18 protein-coding genes are annotated in these 20,654 nt (G+C 63.9%); 5 read left to right on the forward strand and 13 right to left on the reverse strand.

Annotated elements, in window-relative coordinates; all coding sequences use genetic code 11:
* The first annotated feature begins 10 nt into the window (after window positions 1–10).
* Window positions 11–1,396, forward strand: coding sequence for an MATE family efflux transporter (locus BJA_RS39470; RefSeq protein ID WP_063921555.1), 1,386 nt, complete (start codon window positions 11–13; stop codon window positions 1,394–1,396).
* A 92-nt stretch (window positions 1,397–1,488) separates the two neighbouring features.
* On the forward strand, window positions 1,489–1,923 hold the full coding sequence (locus BJA_RS39475) for a DUF2147 domain-containing protein (protein WP_011090502.1): 435 nt from the start codon (window positions 1,489–1,491) through the stop codon (window positions 1,921–1,923).
* 4 nt (window positions 1,924–1,927) lie between these two features.
* On the opposite strand, the gene BJA_RS39480 is transcribed toward BJA_RS39475, so the two are convergent.
* Window positions 1,928–3,073: a DUF3095 domain-containing protein gene (locus BJA_RS39480; protein WP_011090503.1), complete on the reverse strand. Its 1,146-nt coding sequence runs from the start codon at window positions 3,071–3,073 to the stop codon at window positions 1,928–1,930.
* A gap of 220 nt (window positions 3,074–3,293) precedes the next feature.
* On the opposite strand from BJA_RS39480, the gene BJA_RS39485 reads away from it, so the two are divergent.
* Window positions 3,294–3,680 (forward strand): hypothetical protein, encoded by a 387-nt coding sequence (locus tag BJA_RS39485; protein WP_011090505.1) that lies wholly within the window; start codon window positions 3,294–3,296, stop codon window positions 3,678–3,680.
* 4 nt (window positions 3,681–3,684) lie between these two features.
* On the opposite strand, the gene BJA_RS39490 is transcribed toward BJA_RS39485, so the two are convergent.
* The 5 genes from BJA_RS39490 to BJA_RS39510 form a co-directional block, all read right to left on the reverse strand.
* The gene (locus BJA_RS39490) at window positions 3,685–3,894 is read right to left on the reverse strand and encodes a hypothetical protein (protein ID WP_011090506.1); all 210 of its coding nucleotides are present in this window, start codon (window positions 3,892–3,894) and stop codon (window positions 3,685–3,687) included.
* 128 nt (window positions 3,895–4,022) lie between these two features.
* On the reverse strand, window positions 4,023–4,745 hold the full coding sequence (locus BJA_RS39495; RefSeq protein ID WP_011090507.1) for an SDR family NAD(P)-dependent oxidoreductase: 723 nt from the start codon (window positions 4,743–4,745) through the stop codon (window positions 4,023–4,025).
* Entirely contained in the window at window positions 4,738–6,120 is a 1,383-nt protein-coding gene (locus tag BJA_RS39500; RefSeq protein WP_038966155.1) for a class I adenylate-forming enzyme family protein, read from the reverse strand. Before BJA_RS39500 ends, BJA_RS39495 begins: the two co-directional genes overlap by 8 nt.
* Window positions 6,107–6,352, reverse strand: a complete 246-nt coding sequence (locus BJA_RS39505; RefSeq protein ID WP_007597226.1) for an acyl carrier protein — start codon at window positions 6,350–6,352, stop codon at window positions 6,107–6,109. The genes BJA_RS39500 and BJA_RS39505 overlap by 14 nt, the downstream gene beginning before the upstream one ends.
* A gap of 153 nt (window positions 6,353–6,505) precedes the next feature.
* The gene (locus BJA_RS39510; RefSeq protein ID WP_011090509.1) at window positions 6,506–8,320 is read right to left on the reverse strand and encodes a long-chain-acyl-CoA synthetase; all 1,815 of its coding nucleotides are present in this window, start codon (window positions 8,318–8,320) and stop codon (window positions 6,506–6,508) included.
* A 230-nt stretch (window positions 8,321–8,550) separates the two neighbouring features.
* Between BJA_RS39510 and BJA_RS39515 the strand changes: the two genes are divergently transcribed.
* Window positions 8,551–9,531 (forward strand): Bug family tripartite tricarboxylate transporter substrate binding protein, encoded by a 981-nt coding sequence (locus BJA_RS39515; RefSeq protein ID WP_011090510.1) that lies wholly within the window; start codon window positions 8,551–8,553, stop codon window positions 9,529–9,531.
* 37 nt (window positions 9,532–9,568) lie between these two features.
* Here the strand turns inward: BJA_RS39515 and BJA_RS39520 are convergent, their stop codons facing one another.
* From BJA_RS39520 to BJA_RS39540, 5 genes are all read right to left on the reverse strand, one after another.
* Window positions 9,569–10,060, reverse strand: a complete 492-nt coding sequence (locus BJA_RS39520; RefSeq protein ID WP_011090511.1) for a hypothetical protein — start codon at window positions 10,058–10,060, stop codon at window positions 9,569–9,571.
* A 176-nt stretch (window positions 10,061–10,236) separates the two neighbouring features.
* Window positions 10,237–10,506, reverse strand: coding sequence for a DUF3551 domain-containing protein (locus tag BJA_RS39525; RefSeq protein ID WP_038966154.1), 270 nt, complete (start codon window positions 10,504–10,506; stop codon window positions 10,237–10,239).
* 33 nt (window positions 10,507–10,539) lie between these two features.
* Window positions 10,540–10,821 (reverse strand): DUF3551 domain-containing protein, encoded by a 282-nt coding sequence (locus BJA_RS39530; protein WP_028173828.1) that lies wholly within the window; start codon window positions 10,819–10,821, stop codon window positions 10,540–10,542.
* Window positions 10,822–10,947: 126 nt separating this feature from the next.
* A complete protein-coding gene (htpG, locus tag BJA_RS39535) occupies window positions 10,948–12,825 on the reverse strand; it encodes a molecular chaperone HtpG (RefSeq protein ID WP_011090513.1) in 1,878 nt (625 codons plus the stop codon).
* A gap of 135 nt (window positions 12,826–12,960) precedes the next feature.
* A complete protein-coding gene (locus tag BJA_RS39540; RefSeq protein WP_011090514.1) occupies window positions 12,961–13,377 on the reverse strand; it encodes a hypothetical protein in 417 nt (138 codons plus the stop codon).
* Between the two features lie 623 nt (window positions 13,378–14,000).
* On the opposite strand from BJA_RS39540, the gene BJA_RS39545 reads away from it, so the two are divergent.
* Window positions 14,001–15,782, forward strand: coding sequence for an adenylate/guanylate cyclase domain-containing protein (locus BJA_RS39545; RefSeq protein ID WP_038966153.1), 1,782 nt, complete (start codon window positions 14,001–14,003; stop codon window positions 15,780–15,782).
* Window positions 15,783–15,896: 114 nt separating this feature from the next.
* Here the strand turns inward: BJA_RS39545 and BJA_RS39550 are convergent, their stop codons facing one another.
* Complete coding sequence (locus BJA_RS39550) at window positions 15,897–19,526, reverse strand: hypothetical protein (RefSeq protein WP_011090516.1); 3,630 nt, start codon at window positions 19,524–19,526, stop codon at window positions 15,897–15,899.
* A gap of 525 nt (window positions 19,527–20,051) precedes the next feature.
* Window positions 20,052–20,651 carry a nuclear transport factor 2 family protein gene (locus BJA_RS39555; RefSeq protein ID WP_038966152.1) on the reverse strand — a complete coding sequence of 200 codons (600 nt, stop codon included), beginning with the start codon at window positions 20,649–20,651 and terminating at the stop codon, window positions 20,052–20,054.
* Between the last annotated feature and the right edge of the window lie 3 nt (window positions 20,652–20,654).

The following is a 20,654-nucleotide window of genomic DNA, read 5'->3' on the forward strand; positions in this document are numbered from 1 at the left end:
CACCGTGGACATGACGATCGACGCCCCCATAGACGCCGCCCCGCCGCGTGCACCGGTCGCCTCCCCCATCGCCAGCCTGCTGACGGCGCCGATCCTGCCGATGCTGCTGCGGCTCGCGATCCCCAACATGATCGCGATGGTCGGCAGCACGCTGGTTGCGATCGCCGAGACCTCCTATATCGGCCGGCTCGGCACCATCCCGCTCGCGGCGATCGCGCTGGTGTTCCCGTTCGCGATGCTGACGCAGATGATGAGCGCGGGCGCGATGGGCGGCGGCGTCTCATCCGCGATCAGCCGCGCGCTCGGCGCCGGGGATCGCGACCGCGCCGCGACGCTGGCGCTGCATGCCGCCATCATCGGCCTCTGCGGCGGGCTGTTCTTCACGGTAACGATGCTGGTCTTCGGCCGCTCGTTCTTCACGCTGCTCGGCGGCCGCGAGCGCGTGCTCGAGGAAGCCTGCGGTTATTCGCAGGTGCTGTTCTCCGGCGCGGTCGCGATCTGGCTCGTCAACACGCTGGCCTCGGTGATCCGCGGCACCGGCGACATGCGCCTGCCCTCGATGACACTGATCGGGGCAAGCGTGCTCCAGATCGCGCTCGGCGGCACGCTGGGGCTCGGCCTGTTCGGCGTGAAGCAATTCGGCATGCCGGGCGTCGCCGCCGGCCAGTTGATCGCATTCACCTGCGCCGCGGTCTTCTTCCTCTGGTATCTCTTGTCAGGCCGCAGCCGGCTGCCGCTGGATTTCCGCGCGTTTTATTTTGAGCGCGCGATGTTCCTGGACATCCTCAAGGTGGGCGCGGTCGCCTGCCTCTCGCCGCTGCAGACCGTGCTCACCATTCTGATCTTCACCAGGATCCTGGCGACGTTCGGCACCGAGATGCTGGCCGGTTACGGCATCGGCTCGCGGCTGGAATTTCTGCTGATCCCGATCACCTTCGCCTTCGGCATCGCCTCGGTGCCGATGGTCGGCATGGCGATCGGCGCCGGACAAGTGAAGCGCGCACGGCGCGTGGCCTGGACCGCAGCCGCGGCGTCCGCCCTCACCGTCGGCCTGATCGGACTCGTCATCGCGCTCGATCCCGCGTTGTGGGCCTCGCTCTTCACCGCCGACCCCGGCGTCACCGCCGCCGCGCACAGCTATTTCCACTGGGCCGGCCCGGCCTTCGCGTTCTTCGGCATGGGCGTGTCGCTGTACTTCTCCTCACAGGGCGCCGCGCGCGTCGGCGGACCGGTGCTGGCCTCCACCGCGCGGCTTCTGATCGTCGCGATCGGCGGCGGCGTCCTCATGATGGCGCAAGCGCCGGCCTGGACCTTGTTCGCGCTGGTCGGCGGCGCGATGGTGGTGTTCGGACTGTCGACCGCGGTCTCCGTCGCTTTCGCGCGCTGGGGCAAATGAGCGCAGGCAAGTAAGCGCGGGAATGTGATTCCATCCAGCGTTGCACTATCCTGCTGGGCTGCTATGGAGGCGCTCCACTTCGGGGCCTCTCCATGATTTCCAGATTCGCTACTCTCGTCGTCCTTCTGGCTGCGCTGCTTGGCGCGACCGCCGCCCAAGCGCAGAGCGCCGACGGGACCTGGCTCACGCAGGCCGGCGACGCCCGCGTCAAGATCAGCAAGTGCGGCGGCGGCCTCTGCGGCGTTATCGTCTGGCTGCGCGAACCCATGGACACCGCGACCGGCCAGCCCGCCACCGACAGCAAGAATCCCAATCCCGCGCTGGCGAGACGGCCGATGATCGGCCTGCCGTTGTTCAGCGGCATGCAGCCGTCCGGCCCGAACAAATGGTCGGGCCAGATCTACAATGCCGACGACGGCAGCACCTATGCGAGCAGCGTCTCGGTCACGGGTGCAGACTCGCTGCGGGTCGAAGGCTGCGTCGGCGCGCTTTGCGGGGGCGAAACCTGGACGCGCGCGGGACGCTAGCGCTTCAAGCCATCATCGCCTTCAGCGCCGTCGCCGCCGAGGCGTAGCCGCCCCGCGCGCCGTCGATGAAGTGCACGTGGTCGCTGCGCAGCGCCGACGGCGTGAAGCAGGTCATCATCGCGGCGTCCTGCGGGTAGAGGCCGTAGCGCACGACGCCCTCGCGCGCGGCAGCCGCAAGACGATCGCTGAGGGCGCGTTCGAGCTCGGGTGTACAGTCGAGGATCATGCGCAGGCCGTCGTCATATTTCCTGAAGTCCGAGTTCTCGACCACCTGACGTTTGTAGAGGTTGGGCACGAAGCCGCCGACCTTGATGTCGAAGCGCATGATCAGATAGGCGAACAGCGTGTAGGCCAGCACGCCGGCGCGGCGCGCGAGCAGCGGGCCGCCGCGCTTGGTGCGGGCTTCGTAGTCCAGCCCCTGCGGCGGCCATTTCAGCGGCGGCCCCTGTGGCGGCACCGGGCGGGCGCCGTCCGGGCTGCGTTCGACGAGGTGGATGATGTCCTCGATCACCTTGCGGAACGCCGGCGGGTCCGCGCCGCGTGCCGGCATCACCAGAACGGACAGGATCAGGCCGCGCGAGGCCGGAATCACCTCGAAGCGGCAGGACAGGCCGGACAGATCCGGCTGCGTGCTGGCCGGCGCCTCAGCGACGGCGAACTCACCGCGCTTCATCGCGGCGTCGGCCCAGGCGAGCCCGCCGCCGGAGAACATCGCATAGGACAGGTTCGCCGACGGACCGAAGCGCGCGACGCGCACGTCGAGACCTTGCGCCCGGATCGCACTCACCGGCACCAGCGCAACACGCATCGTCAGATCGAGATCCTCCCGTACCCAGGTCGCGGTCGCAGCCAGCGCGTCCCGGGCGCGATCGAGATCGCCGGGCGCGACCGCAAAGCTCGCGCCGTCACCGCCGAACACGAAGGGGAATTCCCGTCCCTCAAGCGCATTGGTCACCGCCGCGATCACGGCAGCGCCGGCCATGTTGACCGCCTTGTAGCGCTGCGCCGCGATCGCCTTGGTGGAATCGACGATGTCGGCGACACCGATGCTCCAGTCATCCGGCAGCGACGCATAGAGCGCGGGGTCCATCAGGCTGGTGAAGCCGCGGAAGACGGGGATGCCGCCATAGAAGGATTCGCCTGATGTCATCGGATGATGCCGAATGGTTGGACGCGTCCAGGAGAAGTACGTGGCAGGACCGATCCGGGTTCGCCGGCTGGCGCCCCCTCGAAGTCCCGATCATTGGCCGAAATGGCGGCGGACAACAAGATCGCACCGCGCCGCAATGCCGCAGCTTGTCATTGATCAGCATCAAACAGCCGGCCGAAAATGACGTTTACGGTTGAGCCATCTGAAATGGTTGCGCGGGATGATCGGGGTGTCTGATTTTGGTAGCAAGGACTCCACCTCGCCGGTACGCCGACGCACGGGGCTGGACGTGATCAGTGCGGTGAAAATGCCGGAGCTGCTGACCGCCACCGTCGATGCCTGGGCGGAGGCCCATCAACTGTCGCGCTCGGATGCGATCTGCAAGCTGGTCGAGTTCGGCCTGAGGATCGCGCCTCCCACACCGGCATCGGGGTCCACGGTCGTCTCGGACGCGACCAGGCTCGAGGAGCTCGCGGTGCATGAGATCGAGGGACTGCTCGATCCCGCATTGCCGGAGGACGAACGCGAGCGTCGCATCCGCCGCCTCACCGAAGGGCCGCCGGAATTCTCACACGAACGGATTGACCTGCCTAAGCCTCGGACGTGAGCGACTAGTGCAGCTTCTCATCCTCACGGTTGCGCAAGGCGTCGTGAGACGCGTCATGGCAGCCGACCAAGCGCACGAATTGCTGCGGGTACATCTCGTGACCGTGATCGCCGGAATTCTGGTGCGTCATCGGCGGACAACGGACGTCGTCCAGCTTCGCGCGCGATTGCTCCGTCCGGCCCTGATTTGAAGCGGTCATGTTTCGCATGGTCATGCACTGCTCCCTGTCGATTGGGGCAGATCGATTGACGTAACCCAATCGATTGCGGGGGCATCTTACGACCAAATCCGGTCGAATGTCATTGCGCCGAATCAATGCAATTGTGGCGGTGAAGTTCCGCCTTACGCCGTGTTCCCGGCGTCGACCGTGAACACGGTGCCCGTGACGTTGCGGCCGCCATCGCCGAGCAGATATTCCACCATCCGTGCGACGTCTTCCGTCTCCGGCAGCCGGCGCAATGCACTTCGGCCCGCGATGCGTTTGCGTCCTTCGTCGGAGAGATTGTGAGTCAGCTCGGTGTCGATGAAACCAGGCGCAATCGCGTTCACGGTGATGCCGAGCTTGCCGACTTCACGCGCGAGCGAGCGGGTAAAGCCGGTGGCGGCCGCCTTGGTCGCGCCATAGACGGACAGGCCGTTATAGCCGGTCGTCGCGATGATCGAGGAGATGTTGATGATGCGGCCGGCACCATCGGCCATCATCTGCCGTGCGACATATTTGGTGAGAATGATCGGCGACAGCACGTTGAGCTGCACCAGCGCCTCGATCTCGGAATTGTGCATGGTCGCGAGCAGGCCTTCGGTGCCGAGGCCGGCATTGTTGACGAGGCCGTAGATCGGGCCGAATTCGTCGCGCACGAGCTTTGCGAAAGCGGGAATCGCGTCGATCACCGCGAGATCGCAGGCTCGGAAATGCAGACGACCCTCGGACTCGCCAATGGCGGCCCTGAGCTCGTCGCTCTCGCGGCGCGCCGCGGCAATCACGTTGTAGCCGGCGCCAGCCAGACGCTTGCCAATCGCAAGGCCGATACCGCGGCTGCCGCCGGTGACGAGGACATTATGCATCGGTGCGCGCCAGTTTGCCGGCCGGGGTGACGTCGAGCGTCTCGACGAAGCGGATCACCGCCGGCACCTTGTGGGAAGCGAGCTGCGCGCGGCATTGATCCAGGATCTGGTCGCGAATCTCCTTCGCGCGCGCCTGGTCGGTGCCGTCGGCGAGGATCACGTCGGCGACCACGATGCCGCCGGTGATCGGACTCTTCCGCGACTTGGCCCGCGACATCCGGACGTCGGAATGGCGATTGATGACAGCCTCGATCTCCTCGGGGTGGACCTTCAGCCCACCGATATTGATGATGCCGCCGCGGCGGCCGACGAAATAATAGCGGTCCCCGCGCAGCTCGACAATATCGCCGCTGTCGACAAATCCGTCATCATCGGTGAGCGCGGCGGCGTCGCGGCCGATATAGGCATGTGCGGTGCGCGTCGAGCGGATGCGCAGCGAGCCGTCCACGACCTTCATCTCGACGCCGTTGCGGTTGCCGAGATAGTCGGCCGGAAAGCCTTCGAGCCCGTCATTCACGGCGAAGCCGACACCGGCCTCGGTCGAGGCGTAGGCATGGCCGACCGAGGAATTCGGGAATGCCGCCTTCAGGCCGTCGAGCACCGCCTGGTCGGCGATCTCGCCGGAGAGACGGACGTAAGCCGGCGCGAATTGCGCGGCCGAGCCGCTCATCAGAAGCTTGCGCCAGTGCGAGGGCGTGCCGGAGATGTGGGAGACCGCGCGCGCGTTCAGCCGAGCGACGTGATCGGCGAGGGCCTCATGCGGATCCGACAGCACCATGGAGCCGCCGGAGAGGATGGCGCGGAGGAAGATCTGGAGGCCGCCATAGCGGCGAATGTCGTAGAACGTCGCCCACACCGGCGCCGGTCCGCGCGCGGGGCCTTCGGCGACGATCGCGCCGGTCAGCGCTTCCAGCGTATGGCCGGCGATCTTCGGCACGCCTGACGTGCCCGAGGTCAGCATCAGCCATTCGGTGGCGCGCTCGGTCTGCGCGGGCGCGGTGGCTTGAAGCGGCAATTGTGCGGTGACGACCAGCGGCACGCCGGTCTCAGCCCAGCGATCGGGCTCGTCGGTGACGACGGCATCGATCCCGGCATCCGCGATCAGCGCGTCCAGATACGCCGGATTGAGATCGGGCGGACACAGCAGCATGCGGCGGGCGACGCCGTCGAGCTCGATCATGGCAAGGCCCGACCGGAGCTGGTCGGACAATTTGAGCAGCACCGCGCGGCCGGACAGCTCGCGCAGGCGGCCGCCCAGGACCGTCTGCGACAGGATGTCGGTCAGCGACACGACATCGTGCGCATCCGACAGCGTACGGCCCTTCAGCTCCGCGCCGAGATGATCGCGAAGCGCAAAGATCTCACGCGGGGACATTTTCGTAGGCCCGCACGAAATCGCCGACCGTGGCGGGGAACGCTGCGTCCTCGGAAATGGTGAACGGATCGACACCGGTCTCGTCCTCGAGCCGAGCGACAAGGATCGCGAAGGCGAGCGAGTCGAAACCCGTCTCGTGCAGGGACAGATCGTCCGAGAGCGCGGGAAGCGCGACGTGCTGTTCCTTGGCGATCTGCTGGATCGCTTCAATGACCTTGGACCTTACCGACATGGCTGGCTTGCCTCTTGCTTTGTTGATCGATCGTATGTCTTGCGGCGGCTCTTGATGACCGCCTCCCCATGGCCGTCTGTTTACTCGACAGAAGTAAATGGCTTCTTGGACAATTCAGATAAAATTGGACCTATCTGGCGGATTTTGGTTGGGCTACAGCCGGATCGCGCCCTCCGAGATTGCCGCATACGCCTCCCCGTCCAGCGCCACATAGGCACCTGACTTCGGATCGAGCATGAAGAGCGGACCGGAGATCGCGCCCGGGTCAAAGCCCTCGCGGGCGAGCTCACCCTTCTTCTGCTTGAAGGTCTCGGTGGCATCGAGCTCGCGCGAGATGCGGATGAAAACCGGGCGGGCGTAAGCTGGCAGGCGCTGCGCAAGGTGGGCAGACAGTGCGGTGACGTCAAAACCCTCGTTCACGACGATTGCGCTCATGCCGGCGCGGCCGTCGGTGCCGGGGATGCTGACGCCGTAAGTGGTGGCGTCGATGACGCCGGTAAAATCGCGCACGGCGTCGTTGACCTCCGAGGTCGCGACGTTCTCGCCCTTCCAGCGAAAGGTGTCGCCGATGCGATCGACGAAATGGAAGAAGCCCTTGTCGTCGAGCCGCATCAGATCGCCGGTGCGGAACCAGGCATCGCCCCTGGCGAAGACATCGCGCAGGATCTTCTTCTCGGTCTCCCCGGCGTCCGTGTAGCCCTCGAAGTGGCCGCCGCCCTGGTCCGCCGTGCCGATGCGGCCGATGGCCTCGCCCGCCTCGCCACGGGCGGAGGCGATGCAAAGACCCTCTTCATTGCGCAACGGCGCGCCGCTGTCAGGGTCGAGCTTGACGAGGCTCGCGGGGAAACGATGCGCGAGCAGCGGCGGGATACGGCCGATCGCGCCGGGCTGGCCCTCGACGTTGAACAGCGAGAAATTGCCTTCGGTCGCCGCATAGAATTCGAGGATGCGAGGAATGGCGAAGCGGGTCTGAAAGTCCTCCCAGATGTCGCCGCGCAGGCCGTTGCCGCAGACGAGCCGCAGCCGATGGCGGTTCTCGTATTCCGACGGCGGCGCCTTGAGCAGATAGCGGCAGAGCTCGCCGATATACTGAAACAGCGTGCAGTCGTGCCGCACGATGTCGGACCAGAAATTCGACGCCGAGAATTTGTCCGCGATCACCACCGAGCCGCCGGCGGCCAGCATGCTGCACGGCGCGACGATGCCGCCGACCGAGTGGAACAGCGGCAGACAATCGTAGAGCCGGTCCTGTGGGCCGGCGCCGGTGAGGCCGGCGAACCAAAAGCCCCAGTTGAGGATGCGGCGATGGCTGATGCTGGCGGCCTTGGGCAGGCCTGTCGTGCCGGACGTGTAGATCAGCAGCGCGCGATCATCGATGGTGACGTCGCCGTGCTCTCCGGGACAAAGCGGGCCGTCGTCGAGCGCGGCAAGCGCGACGTCGATGGCCCGCTCGCTGCGGGCATCGCCATGAGTCCAGACCTCGGCCTCGGTCTTCAGATGTGGCTTCGCACTCTCCAGCGTCTCCACCAGGTCGTGCGCGACGATGATGTGCAGGGGCCTCGCGACATCGAGGCAATGCGCGAGCGATTGCCCGACAAGCTTTGTATTGATCAGCGCGACCACACCGCCGATCCGGCTAATGCCGAGCCAGGCGGCAACATAGTCGAGGCCGTTCGGCATGATCAGGCCGACAGTTTCGCCCTTGCTCACACCGACCGAGCGCGCCCAGCGCGCATAGCGGTTGATGCGTTTCGACAAACCTTCGTAGTCGAGCGCTGCGTCATCCGTGATCAGCGCGACGCGGTCGGGCTGACGCTGCGCCCAATCGTCGACGACGTCGGCAAACAGCCGGCCCGGCAGCGTCTCGATCCGCGCGGTCAGCTCGATCGCCTTCAGCCAGATCTTTGACGCCGATGGCGCGCGCGCGGCCTTCGGTTGCTCGATGACGCCGGTGGTCATGCCGTTCATGCTTTCGGAACGTGTCTGCTGGTTCCCCCAGCTTAGCCCGCGCGCCCTGCCCAGGTGTTAAGAGACAAGGTAAAAGCCGGTTAGTGCGCGATTAACTCTAGTCATCCTTTACCAAGCCGATGGGATCGGCGTGCGCCGCAGCGCAATTCTTGCGATAGCAAAACGAGTCATTTGGGCGCGCTGCGCGTGTCCTCGCCTCGGCTGCGGGGACAGGGGAACTGGAGACGACCATGATCACCAAGCGACATTTCCTCCACACCGCCGCCTGTGCCGTCGCTGCGCTCGTTGCGCCGCGCGCCTTTGCGATCGGCACCCCCTCCTATCCATCGCGCAGCGTGAAATGGGTGGTGCCTTATGCCCCGGGCGGCGCCACCGACGTGCTGTCGCGGCTGCTCTGCCAGCGCCTGTCCGAACGGCTCGGCCAGACCTTCGTCGTCGAGAACAAGCCGGGCGCCGGCAGCAATATCGGGACGCAGGCGGTCATCACGTCCGCCCCTGACGGCTACACGCTGCTGCTGACCTCGACCGCGAACGCGATCAACGCCTCGTTCGATCCTTCGCTGCCGTATGATTTCGCCAAGAGCATCGCGCCGATCGCGGGCGTCGCGCGGATTCCGCTGGTGCTGGTCGTCAACAACGACCTGCCGGTGAAGACCGTCGCCGACTTCATCGCCTACGCCAAGGCCAATCCCGGCAAGATGTCGATCGCTTCCTCCGGGATCGGCACCTCGCTGCATCTGTCCGGCGAGCTGTTCAAGTCGCTGGCCGGCGTGCGGTTCACCCACGTCCCCTATCGCGGCTCGGCGCCGGGCCTGACCGACGTGATGAGCGGCCAGATCCAGGGCATGTTCGACAACGTCACCTCGTCCTTCGAGCTGGTGCGCGCCGGAAAGCTGCGCGCGCTCGGCGTCACCACGCGCGAGCGTTCAGAGATCCTGCCGGACGCGCCGCCGATCGCGGAGACGCTGCCCGGCTACGAGACGAGCTCATTCTACGGCGTCGGCGCCCCGCACGACACGCCGCGCGAGATCGTCGATCTTCTCAATCGCGAGATCGACACCGCGCTCTCCGACGCCGAGATCAAGGTCCGCATCGCCGAACTCGGCGCGATCCCGCTGCACGGCAATGCCGGCGAGTTCGGCGGCATGCTGACGGCGGAGACCGAGCGCTGGCGCAAGGTGGTCGAGCTTTCGGGGATCAAGAAGGAATAGCGTTTCCCGAGGTGCAAGCCACGCCTCCGCAGCGGCGTCAGTCTGCCGTGAATTCGAGGTTGAACCGGATTGGATTGACGGGAGTGGTGACGAACTTGACGCTTTTGCCGCTCAACCCGGCGAACGGACCCGAACCGAATTTGACGATCCCCTTGCCCGAGGACTCGACGCCAATGGGCTTGCCGTCCTTCATGACCGCCTGAGCGGAGCCTTCGATCAGTTGCGTGACGAGACGTCCACCGGGAATCCGGTGCACGCCACCACCGAATACGATGGTCGCTTTTGGGCCGTCCCATTCCACCGCATTGGAGGCGGAATAGACCGCGCCCTTCAGCAGGCCATCGACACCGACGCAGACGTAGTCCTGAGTCACCAAATTGTGGTCGGGGCGGTCGCCGATCGGCTCCTGGCTATAGAAACCGGCGGTGCTGCATTCGTAACGCGCGATCATGTCCGCGCGGGCCGGCTGGGAAACGGCGATCAAACCAAAGGTCGCGCCGATGAGCGTGATAACGGTGCGCTTGTTCATGCAGATGTCCTCGCCTCAAGCGCCCGATCTAACAGGCCGGCGTGATGCCGGGCTCCTGATGCCGAGCTTCGGGACGAGGGTGACGAGGATTGCAATTCCGCGCGTTGATCTGGGTCAACCGCAGGAGGCGCTGGCGACTGGTGAAAGCACAGGGATTGGTGGCCGCGGAGTGAGCGCTAGCCGCTTCGCCTGTGACGCTGGCGCGGCGACGGCACGCTGACCGGATAATACGGATTGAGATCGCAGGTCGCGGCGCGGCCCGCCGCGGTGGCGCGACACTGCGGCAGCGAGGTGAAGGAGCAGTCATACCACTCCCCGCCGCCGCCGCTCGAGCCGGAATAGACGTGCATGCAGACGGGATAGCGGGGATCGAAGGTTTGCGCATGCGACGGCGCGGCCGCGACCACCGCACCGATGCTTACGACCAGGCCGAACGAGAAACGCATGAGCAGTGCTCCAGCGTGCCGCATCGCGGATCGCTATTGTTGCACCTTCTTGTGACGCCGGCGCGGCGGCGGCGGAGGCTCGTCAAAAGCGTAATAGGGATTGAGGTCGCAGCTCGCGGAGCGGCCCGACGCCGTGGCGCGACACTGCGGCAGCGAGGTGAAGGAGCAGTCGTAATAGTCGCCGCCGCCGCCCCAACCGCCGGGCGTGTAGACGTGCATGCACACCGGATAGCGCGGATCATAGGTCTGGGCGCGCGCATCTGCCGCAGCAAACAGCGTGACAATCGCGGTGAGGGTCAGGATCGGCAAACGCATGGAGACATCCTCGAATCGGTAGCGTCGGCGGATCGGATGCCGACGGCCTGATATGGCATAACACCACGCCGGAGGCGACTGTTCCGAAGTACAGATGACGGCAAGGTGAGGCGGTGCGCCGCGGCGCTATCCGCCGAGCCCCTGCAACACGAGCCGGTTCAACCTCGCCGCAAACGCCGCCGGGTCCTCCGGCAACTCGCCGTCCAGGATCTGTGCCTGCTCGAGCAGGAGCAAGCTGAGATCGTCGACCGCCTTGGAGCCGGCCTGAGCCTTGGTGATCGCCCCCACCATCGGATGGCGCAGATTGATCTCGAGGACCGGCTTGGCGCGCATGCCGCGGTTCTGCTGCGACAGGATACGCTCGAGTTCGCGGCTCGGACCCTGGCTGTCGGCAACGAGGCAGGAGGCCGAGCTGGTGAGGCGCGTGGACGCCTTGACGTCGCTGACGCGCTCGCCGAGGGCGGCCTTGATGACCGCGATGGTGGCGGCCTCGTCCGCCTCCGGCTCGTCCTTCTTCGCCTCGTCCGTCGCGTCGACGCGCGGGATCAGGTCGAGATTGAGATCGCCCTGGCTCAGCGACTTCAGCGGCTTGCCCTCGAACTCCGTCGGCATCGAGGTCCAGAAGGCATCGACCGGATCGGACAGCAGCAGCACCTCGATGCCGCGCGCGGTCGCCGCCTCGAGCCGCGGGTTGGACTTCAGCCGTTCGATGCTGTCACCGACGAGATAATAGATCTCGGTCTGGTTCGGCTTGAAATCGGCGACAACCTGCTTCAGCGACCGCTTCTCGCCCGTCGTGGTGGTGAAGCGCGACAGCGCCAGCAGCTTTTCGCGACGCTCGAAATCCTCGTAGATGCCCTCTTTCAGCACCGCGCCGAAAGCATCCCAGATCTTCGCGAAGTTCTCCGCGTCCTTCTCGGCGAGGCCCTCGAGCTCGGACACGACACGGGTCGCCACGGCCTTGCGGATCTGCACGAGCTGCGGATTGTTCTGGAGCATCTCGCGCGAGATGTTGAGCGGAAGATCCTCGCTGTCGACGACGCCGCGGATGAAGCGCAGATAGCCCGGGAGCAGATCGGCATCATCGGTGATGAAGACGCGGCGGACATAGAGCCTGACGCGCCCCTTGCGCGAGGGCTCGAACAGGTCGAACGGCTTTGTCGACGGCGCAAACAGCAGCACGGCGTAGGAGTAGCGGCCCTCGGCGCGGTAGTGCAGCGTCATCGCAGGGTCGTCGAAGGCGGAGGCGATCTGCTGATAGGCCTTCTTGTAGTCCTCGGCTGAAAGCTCCGATTTCGATCGCTGCCACAGCGCGCTCGCCGAGTTGATCTGGCGCGGCTCGCCCTCTTCCGGCACCAGCTCGATGGGAAACAGGATGTTGTCGGAATAGGCACCGACGATGCGCTCGATCTCGTAGGTCTCGAGATATTTCTTGGCGTCGTCCTTCAGGTGCAGGACGATCTCGGTGCCGCGTGTCACGCGCGCCGCGTCTTCCTCGCTGGCCCGCGCGATCTCGAAGCCGGAGCCGCCGGAGGACGTCCAGCTCCAGACGTCGCTCTCGCCGGCGCGGCGGCTGACCACGATGATCTTGTCGGCGACCATGAAGGCGGAATAGAAGCCGACGCCGAACTGGCCGATCAGGCCGAGGCCGTCCTTGGCCTCCTTCAGCTTCGAGACGAACGCCTTGGTGCCGGAGCGGGCGATGGTGCCGAGATGGTCGATCAGCTCCTGCCGCTCCATGCCGATGCCGTTATCGGCGATCGTGAGCGTTCCGGCCGTCTTGTTCGGGATGATGCGGATCTTGAGCGCGTCGCCCTCGCCCAGCAGCGCGGGACTTTCGATCGCCTCGTAGCGGAGCTTGTCACAGGCATCCGAGGCGTTGGAGACGAGCTCGCGCAGGAAGATGTCGGTCTCCGAATAGACGGAGTGCACCATGAGGTGCAGCAGCTCGGAAACCTCGGCCTGGAAGGGCTGCGTATGCACAGCTGAATCTGACGTCGTCATGCGTTTACCCGGTCAATCAAAAGGGGAAAACCGGGATATAACGCGATGGGACGGCGGATCAAGAGGACGTGAGCAGCCGTCCCTGCCCGCGGCAGAGGCAGCCTGTCCCTTGACCTGTCCCTTGGCCTGGGGCGATCAGGTCACGCAGCGGCCCGGCTGGAGCAGCTTGGCGACCTCGGTCAGGGAGCTGACCATCGGCTCGCAGGCGATGGTCGGCTTGTTGCGGCCCTGCTTCTGATTCTGGTTCTGGTTCTGGAGCGTCACCGGCGGCTTGGCATTGCCGGTCTCGATCACTGCGGGGACCCGCAGCAGCACCGAGGTATCGGCAAGGTCGTTCAGCCGCATCGACACGGTGCGGGTGGGAACCGCCGCCGACTTGATCTCGGCGAGCCGGTCGGCCTTGCCTGTCCGATTGACGTCATGGCCGGGCTTGTCGGCGACCGCCTGCCAGCGGTCGGCCAGATCATGGCCGGAGGCCAGTTGCACGTGCGCCGCGCCGAGCATCGCGGCAATCGCGGCGGCGCCCAAAAATACCTTTTGAATCTGTGACATGGCTGTCGACCCCTCGCCCCATGGCGATCGCGGGAACAACGCAGCCGGAGGAGCGGGGGTTCTCGGCCGTCACGATCACTTAACCGTGTGCGAAAAAGGTCGCGCCGCGAAAAATATTTCGGGAGCCTTGGAACGACTTCCGCGCCTGGGAGTCGTATCAACAGCCGGCTATTCCCCCCTGCCCCATAAGCCGGCGACGTAGGGCGCGACTGTGGTGATGCCAGTCGCGCCTTACTTTTTTTCTTATTTGGGCGAGAGAATTTTGGCACCCTCTCGGCCGCCTCTGCCCCATGGCAGAAGCTCTTTCCAAGCCGAATTTTCCTCGTCCCTGAAGTTCGCGGCGGGCAAGGGGGCCTTCAATAGGCTCGACGTATTTGCCGAATTCGGGATCAACCTTCGCCGCGGGCCGGCAGCTCGAGCGGATTGCGAGCGCGAAGGCGCGGAGAAAAGAGCAGGTCGGATTTCGGAAACGCCCGCTAGATCAGCCGTAGCGGCTGAAAAATTGCGACTTGGACCCACTATCATTTTGACCCCCTGCCTCCGCGTGGGCATGATGGAAACGAGAACAGCGCGTTCGGCACTTCTCTGATCCGCCACCAGCGACAGTGGGTTGGAATATTGCCATGGAGCAGGAGCGGCCGGTTCGTCTTGAACGCAGGCTATCAGCGATAATGGCCGCTGACGTGGCGGGCTATTCGCGGCTAATGCACCATGACGAAGAAGCAACCCACTCTAAATTGACAAGTCTCCTTGCCGAAGGGGTCGCGCCTGCCATCTCCGAACACGGAGGCCGGATCGTGAAGAACACCGGCGATGGGTTCTTGGCAGAGTTTCCAAGCGCGGTCGAAGCGGTTCGCGCCGCAGTGCAGTTTCAGACTCGCATCAGGGAGCTTACCGCCGCCGATGCGGAAGAACGACGAATTGCCTTTCGCGTCGGCATCAATGTAGGCGATGTGATTGTCGAACCGCATGATGTTTTTGGTGACGGCGTCAATATCGCGGCACGGCTAGAGAGTATCGCTGACCCCGGCGGAATCTGCATTTCCTCGTCTGCCTACGATCACATCAGGGGCAAGGTCGGCATTGAGTTTGCAAATTGTGGAGAGCAGACTTTCAAGAATATTGATCTTCCGATCCAAACCTATGCCGCCCTCCTAGATGGCCTCTACCCCCAAAGACCCGTTGGCGCGAAGGTGCCCCGCTCACCGCCCCGCCTCTCCATTGTCGTGCTGCCTTTCGCCAATCTTAGCGGCGACCCCTTGCAGGATTATTTCGTCGATGGCGTGACCGAGAGCCTGACCACCGACCTGTCGCGCATCAGTGGATCGCTCGTGATCGGCCGCCACACTGCATATACCTACAAAGGCAAGCCGATCGACCTGAAGCAGATTGGCCGCGACCTTGACGTTCGCTACGTGCTCGAAGGGTCCGTACAGCGCAGCGGAGACCGCTTTCGAGTGAATGTCCAACTGGTCGACACTGAAACAGGAAGCCACCTCTGGGCGGACCGCTTTGACAAACCCCTAGCCGATCTCTTCGAGATGCAGGACGAAATTGTGTCGAGATTGGCCAACGCGCTTAATGCCCAACTCATCGCTGCGGAGGCACGGCGGGCGGAACGCTCATTGCAACCGAGCGCGTTGGACTTTTATTTCCAAGGAATGGCCCTTTGGAACAAGAGTTGGACTTCTCCTCACCTGAGGCAGGCTCGAAGCTTCTTTGAGCGGGCCTTGGGACTTGAGCCGGACAACGTTGAGGCATTGGTAGGGATCGCGCTGGTCGATGCGGCAATGGCTGGCGTTGTTTTCGCTGATGACCCTTGCCGATATTTCGCGGCGTCAGAGGCGGCTTCAATGAAAGCGCTTTCGTTAGACCCGCAACACGCTCTCGCTCACATGGCTTTAGGCGTCGTGCAAGTATGTACGCAGCGCGCGGAGAAAGGAGTTGCCGAATGCGAGCGCGCACTGGCTCTGAACCGAAATTTGGCGGAGGCTCATGCTCTCTTTGGCGTCGCAAAAATGCTTCTCGGTCACCCAGAAGAAATGGAGGGATACGTACGAGATGCATTGCGCCTGTCCCCACGTGACGACGGCGCACATCGGTGGCTGTGCTGCGTTGGCTTAGCCAAATTATGCCTCGGAGCCGAGGCCGAGGCGATTGAGTGGTTACGGCGAAGCATAAAGGCCAACCCAAACTACCCCGTTGCCCATTTTGTATCAGCAGCGGTTCTAGCCCTCATCGGAAAGATGGATGATGCGGTGGCAGCCAAGCGAGACGGACTTGCACTGGATCCCGCTTTCGCCATTCGTCGCTTGAAGAATGTTTGGCTTTCGGACGATCCTACATTCCGCGCAGGAAGCAGGCGCCTCGTAAAGGGCCTGCACATGGCTGGAGTTCCGGAATAGTTGTGATGCCGGTCGCGCCTCTCGAGCAGCCGAGGCCGCCGCGATCAGGGCGGGCCGAAAGGCCATACCAAGCAGATCAAGCTGGCATCAGCGGCGGGTGCGTATCCTGAGCCTCTACACGATCATGAAATTCGATGCGTGCAATTGGCTGATCGCGGTATCAACGAAGTCAATGGACCCTGCGTTAGAACCGCTCCCCAGCGCGAGCAGGGTCCCGCCGTGTCCATCGCTCCTAAGCGCGCTCATGATGTCGGCGACGGAGTGATAATCGCCCACACCGTTCGCAAGAGCGACGATTCCGAGCGTGTCATTGCCAAATCCGGAGATCGTATCGACCTGGCTGCTGGAATTGACGGAGACGGTCAGACCCGTGCCGTGATCGATGATGTCGACATGGGCCGGGCCATTGATGATCGCCTGATTGCCAAACCCGACAAAGTTAAACTGGTCTGACCCGCCATTGACCGTAACGACGTCCTGGCCGATTTGGTTTGTCACATTTGCCTGGGACCCGTTGAGCACCACGTGATTGGCAGCTCCGCCAAGCATGATTGTATCGTGGCCCGCGCCAGCAACGACGTTGTCCGATCCGCTGCCGGCTATGATCGCGTTCGTTCCCGAGCCGACGGTGATCTGGTTTCCCATCCCGCCGAGATTCACGGTGTTGTTGCCATCACCGAGAGTAACGCTGTTGGCGCCATCTCGACCCGCAACGACATCATTGCCATTCCCCAGCATGACCGTGTTGCCATATCCGGAGAGCGTCACCAGGTCGTTGCCGTTGCCGGCGGTCGTTTGGCTTGCACCGTCACCGGGATGGACAATATCGTTGCCGTTACCCAGCGTGATGACGTTCCCGTATCCGCTGGCGTCGATGGTGTCATTGCCGTTACCGAGCGCAATCGTCGTGGCGCCTGTCGATCCCGTCACCGTAACATTGCCGTAGCCGCCGGTGACGTGGTTGACGATCCCCTGCAGATAGACGGCGCTGTCGCCGCTCGGCACATCAACCGTACCGTATAATCCGGCGTAGATCGTGTCGCTGCCGCCATTGCCGTGGATGGTATTGAACATGCCATAGGCGTGGATGATGTCGTTGCCCGTCGTACCCTGAATGATCGCATAACCGGAGGCCGGGCCGTCGATCGTCGTGGTACCGGCTTGATGCGTGTCCGTGACAGAGGTATTGGTGTCGCTGACGGTCAAGCCGACACTGCTTGTGTCGCTCAGAGTGAACGTGGTCGTTACGCTGCCATCTCCGTGCGGCGAGGCTACAAACGTGAGGGCGTGCAACTCGGCGGTCAGGTTGGCAGCGCTGGTTGCCGCCAGCTCGTAGGTTCCGTTTCCAAGCGAGATCAGTCCTGACCCGGACAGGATGCCAGCCGCACCTGCGAGCGTGATGATCAGGCTGTCCGTTGCCGCTGCGTTTGGATCCGTGATCGTTACGGTCGCGAATGGATTGATAGAAGCTTGGTTGCTGGTCGCTTGTCCCGATACGGCTCCAGCGATGGCCGGCAAGGCCGCGGCTGTCAGCAGAATGCCGCCGGAGCTGTCTTTCGCGATGCCGAAGCGCGTGACCGAAGTATCCGCCAGTGTAAAGGTCTCGCTGGCCGCACCGTTGCTGACCGTGAGCTTCGAGCCGGATACAGTCACCGTTGCGCCGCTCGTATAGGACAGCCCGGACAGGTCGATCTGGTCACCGAGCGCAATGCCCTTGATCTGGCTTGCAAAGGCCGATGAGCCCGAAACCAGCTTCTGCTCGATCTTGAGCGTGCCTTGGCCGGAGAAGGTGATCGCGTCATCGGAAATCGCGCCGGCCTTGAGATCAAGCATGCCGCCGGCGATCGTGGTCGCGCCGGCAATGCCACCGGCTTCGACGAGTTCTGTGGCTCCACGAAGAACCGTCGAAGCGTTCGCGGTGCCCTGATCGAGCACATCAAGCGTGCCGCCGTTCAGGATAGTGGAGGTGACGATGCCGCCGTCCGAGACGGAGAGGCTTCCTGAGTTGAGGACTGTCCCGCTCGCCGCGCTGGCGTCGACCGCGGGCGCGCTCGGGTCGTTCGTAGGGTCTGCAACGGATCCCGAAACCGTCATCACACCACCATTGATGATGGCTTTCTTGGCGATCCCCGCCCCGAACAGGTGCAATTGGCCGCCGCTGCCGACAACGGCAAAATCGACTTCGCTTCTGAAGACGATGCCGTACGGGCCTCCGGGAGGATAATAGATCGTCTCTCCCGAAGCGTTGATGACACCGCCCGAGTTGACGACAGTGCCGCTGGCAAAGCCCCCGTTGGTGAGATTCTGGACACCCCCGCCATTGACGGTGGTTGATGTCACGATGCCGGTATCGACGTCCTGCTCGGCGCCATTGTTGACAGTGGTGTGATCGGCCCGCCCTGGACCCGGCGCATCGTGCAGGTAAATGCCGGCGACACGTTGAATACCGCCCGTGTTGATTGTGGTGTAGCTCGCGGTGGATGCAAGCCCGACATCCTGCTCGCCGCCATTGATGACCGTGTTGCTGGCGGTGGCCCCTAAGTCGTAGTTGCCCAGGATCTGCTTACCGCCCGCTGATATCGTCGTGTTCGTGGCCGTACCGAACACCTTGAACAAGATGCCGTCCGATACGGTGAAGCCGTTTTCCGTGTAGCCATAGTCGGCAACAAACGTTGCGCCACTCTGGAAGGTCGTGTTGGACAGCGTCGCGCCAGCTTCAGCGATGAGCGTTGCGCCCGCGGAAATGACGCTGTTACTGAGCACGCCACCGTCCAGGACGGCCAGCGTCACGCTCTTCGGGACAGTGAATCCGTTTTCAATCGTGCCGTCGCCGATCTGCAATGTGCTGCCGGCGTTGAAGACCGTGCCCGAAAAATCGGCGTTACCAAGCACGACAAGCCCGCCGTACTGATTGACGGTCGTGTTGATCGCCGTCGCGCCCGCGGACAGCACCATCGTTCCGTAATTGATCGTCGTGCCCGTTGCCGTGCCACCTGCATCGACATTCAGCGTGCCGAAGTTCTGGAGTATCGTGCCCGACACCAACGCTCCGTCCGACACCGTTAGTGTTCCAAAACCTTCAACGATGGTGCCGGTCGCCATGCTGGCGTCGACGGCCGGCTGGCCGGGGACATTGGCGAACGGATCCGGGATCGATCCCGAGACAGTCATGACGCCGCCGTTGACGATGGCGTTCACTGCGGTCCCGCCGCCAGTGACGTCGAGCTCGCCCTGGTAGTTGATGGTTGCAGCGGTCGCCACGCTTCGGATCACCGGCTCCGGGTACACGGGCGCCGTTTCCACAGTTTCACCCGAAACCCTGAGAACACCGCCAGAATTGACGATGGTGCCGCTGGCGCTGCCGCCATTCGTCACGTTCTGAACGCCACCGGAATTGACGGTCGTCGTCGTTGCGATGCCCGTGTCGACGTCCTGCTCGCCGCCGCCATTGATCGTGGTGTGATCGACCTCGCCCGGGGTTGGACCTTCATGGATATATTCGCCCGTGACACGCTGGACGCCGCCCGCGTTGATGGTCGTGTAGCTGGCGACGCCGTCAAAGACGACGTCCTGTTCTCCGCCGTTGATGACAGTGTGGGTTGCCGTGCTCGTTGCGAAGGATCCGCCGACCGTCTGCAAGGCGCCGGCCAGGATCGTCGTGCTATCGACGGAGATGCCGCCACTGACATCCATCGTGTCGCCGTCATGGAGCGTCATGCCACTGGCGGGAGGAATAACCGTCATACGAATGCTCCGCGTTCGGTGCTTGGAAAATCAAACGAGCAAAGCAAAATCATGCGACGACCATTCAACCTAAAACTGCGCTAGCTGAGAATGCCTGTCAAGCAGACCCTATTTTTCAATGAAGATTTTGAACGGCGTCTTGCGCGTTCTCTGCTGACAATGCCGTGACGCGCGCGCGCGCGAGTATTGCCGGATGAATTTATCAGCAGCGTGACGAAAATTACGGCGACCACGCGCATTCAAGATTTGCGCGAGGCATCCGCGTGAGAAGCCGATCATAGCGCATCGAAAGTTCCGTTATCGTTCCGCGCTACGCTGGCCACTCTCGGAGCCTCTACGCAGCGGCAACAGGCTATCATCGCGATGCGTGGCGGCATCTGCCGCAATGTTTCCCTCGCACCGGCTCTGCCGCAACGATGATCGGCAACCCAAGCTTCCTGGAGAGCTCATCGGCAACGATGCGCAACAAGATATCGACAGGAGCCGCCCGGCACAAAGCCAGTCGCGCTTGCTCTGGTCTGGGGCTTACTTCGCCTTCCCCGCCAGCCACTCCCGCCCCTCGCCGTAGAGCTTCTCGACCTCGGCACCGGTGAGGCCCGGCATGTCGCGCTTCACCTTGTAGCCGATCAGCTCCTGCATGTAGGCGAGATGGCGGTAGCCTTCGGGCAGCGCGGCGAGCGCTTGCTGGTCGAGGCGGAGCGTCGCGGCGGGATCGACCGGGTCGATCCGGTCCTTCTCGTAGATCGGCTGGCGTCGGACGATGCCCCATTTTCCCTGCCGCTTCTCCAGGAAATCGTAGAAGCGTCCGGTGCAGACGACGTCGCAGAGCACGTCGTGCACGCCCGCGCGCTGCGAGATCGTCATCTTCGTCTGCGCAATGGCGCGCTCGCCGGACAAATCGATGCTGGTGCCGCCGAGGAAATGCAGGATGCGCACGCCCTTTGCGAACCCCTCCTGGCTGACGCGCATGAAGTCCCGCGCCGGCCCCTGAAACCAGGTGGCGGACATCCAGCCCTCCTCGTGCCAGACCGTGGCAAAGCGCTCCCAGTCGCCGGCATCGCGCCAGACCGCCCAGTTTTCGACGAGGTCGCGGATGGCGAGACGATCGAGGAGGTGCGGGTCCATGGT

It is taken from the genome of Bradyrhizobium diazoefficiens USDA 110 (assembly GCF_000011365.1).
In the GTDB taxonomy this organism is placed as follows: Bacteria; Pseudomonadota; Alphaproteobacteria; order Rhizobiales; family Xanthobacteraceae; genus Bradyrhizobium; species Bradyrhizobium diazoefficiens.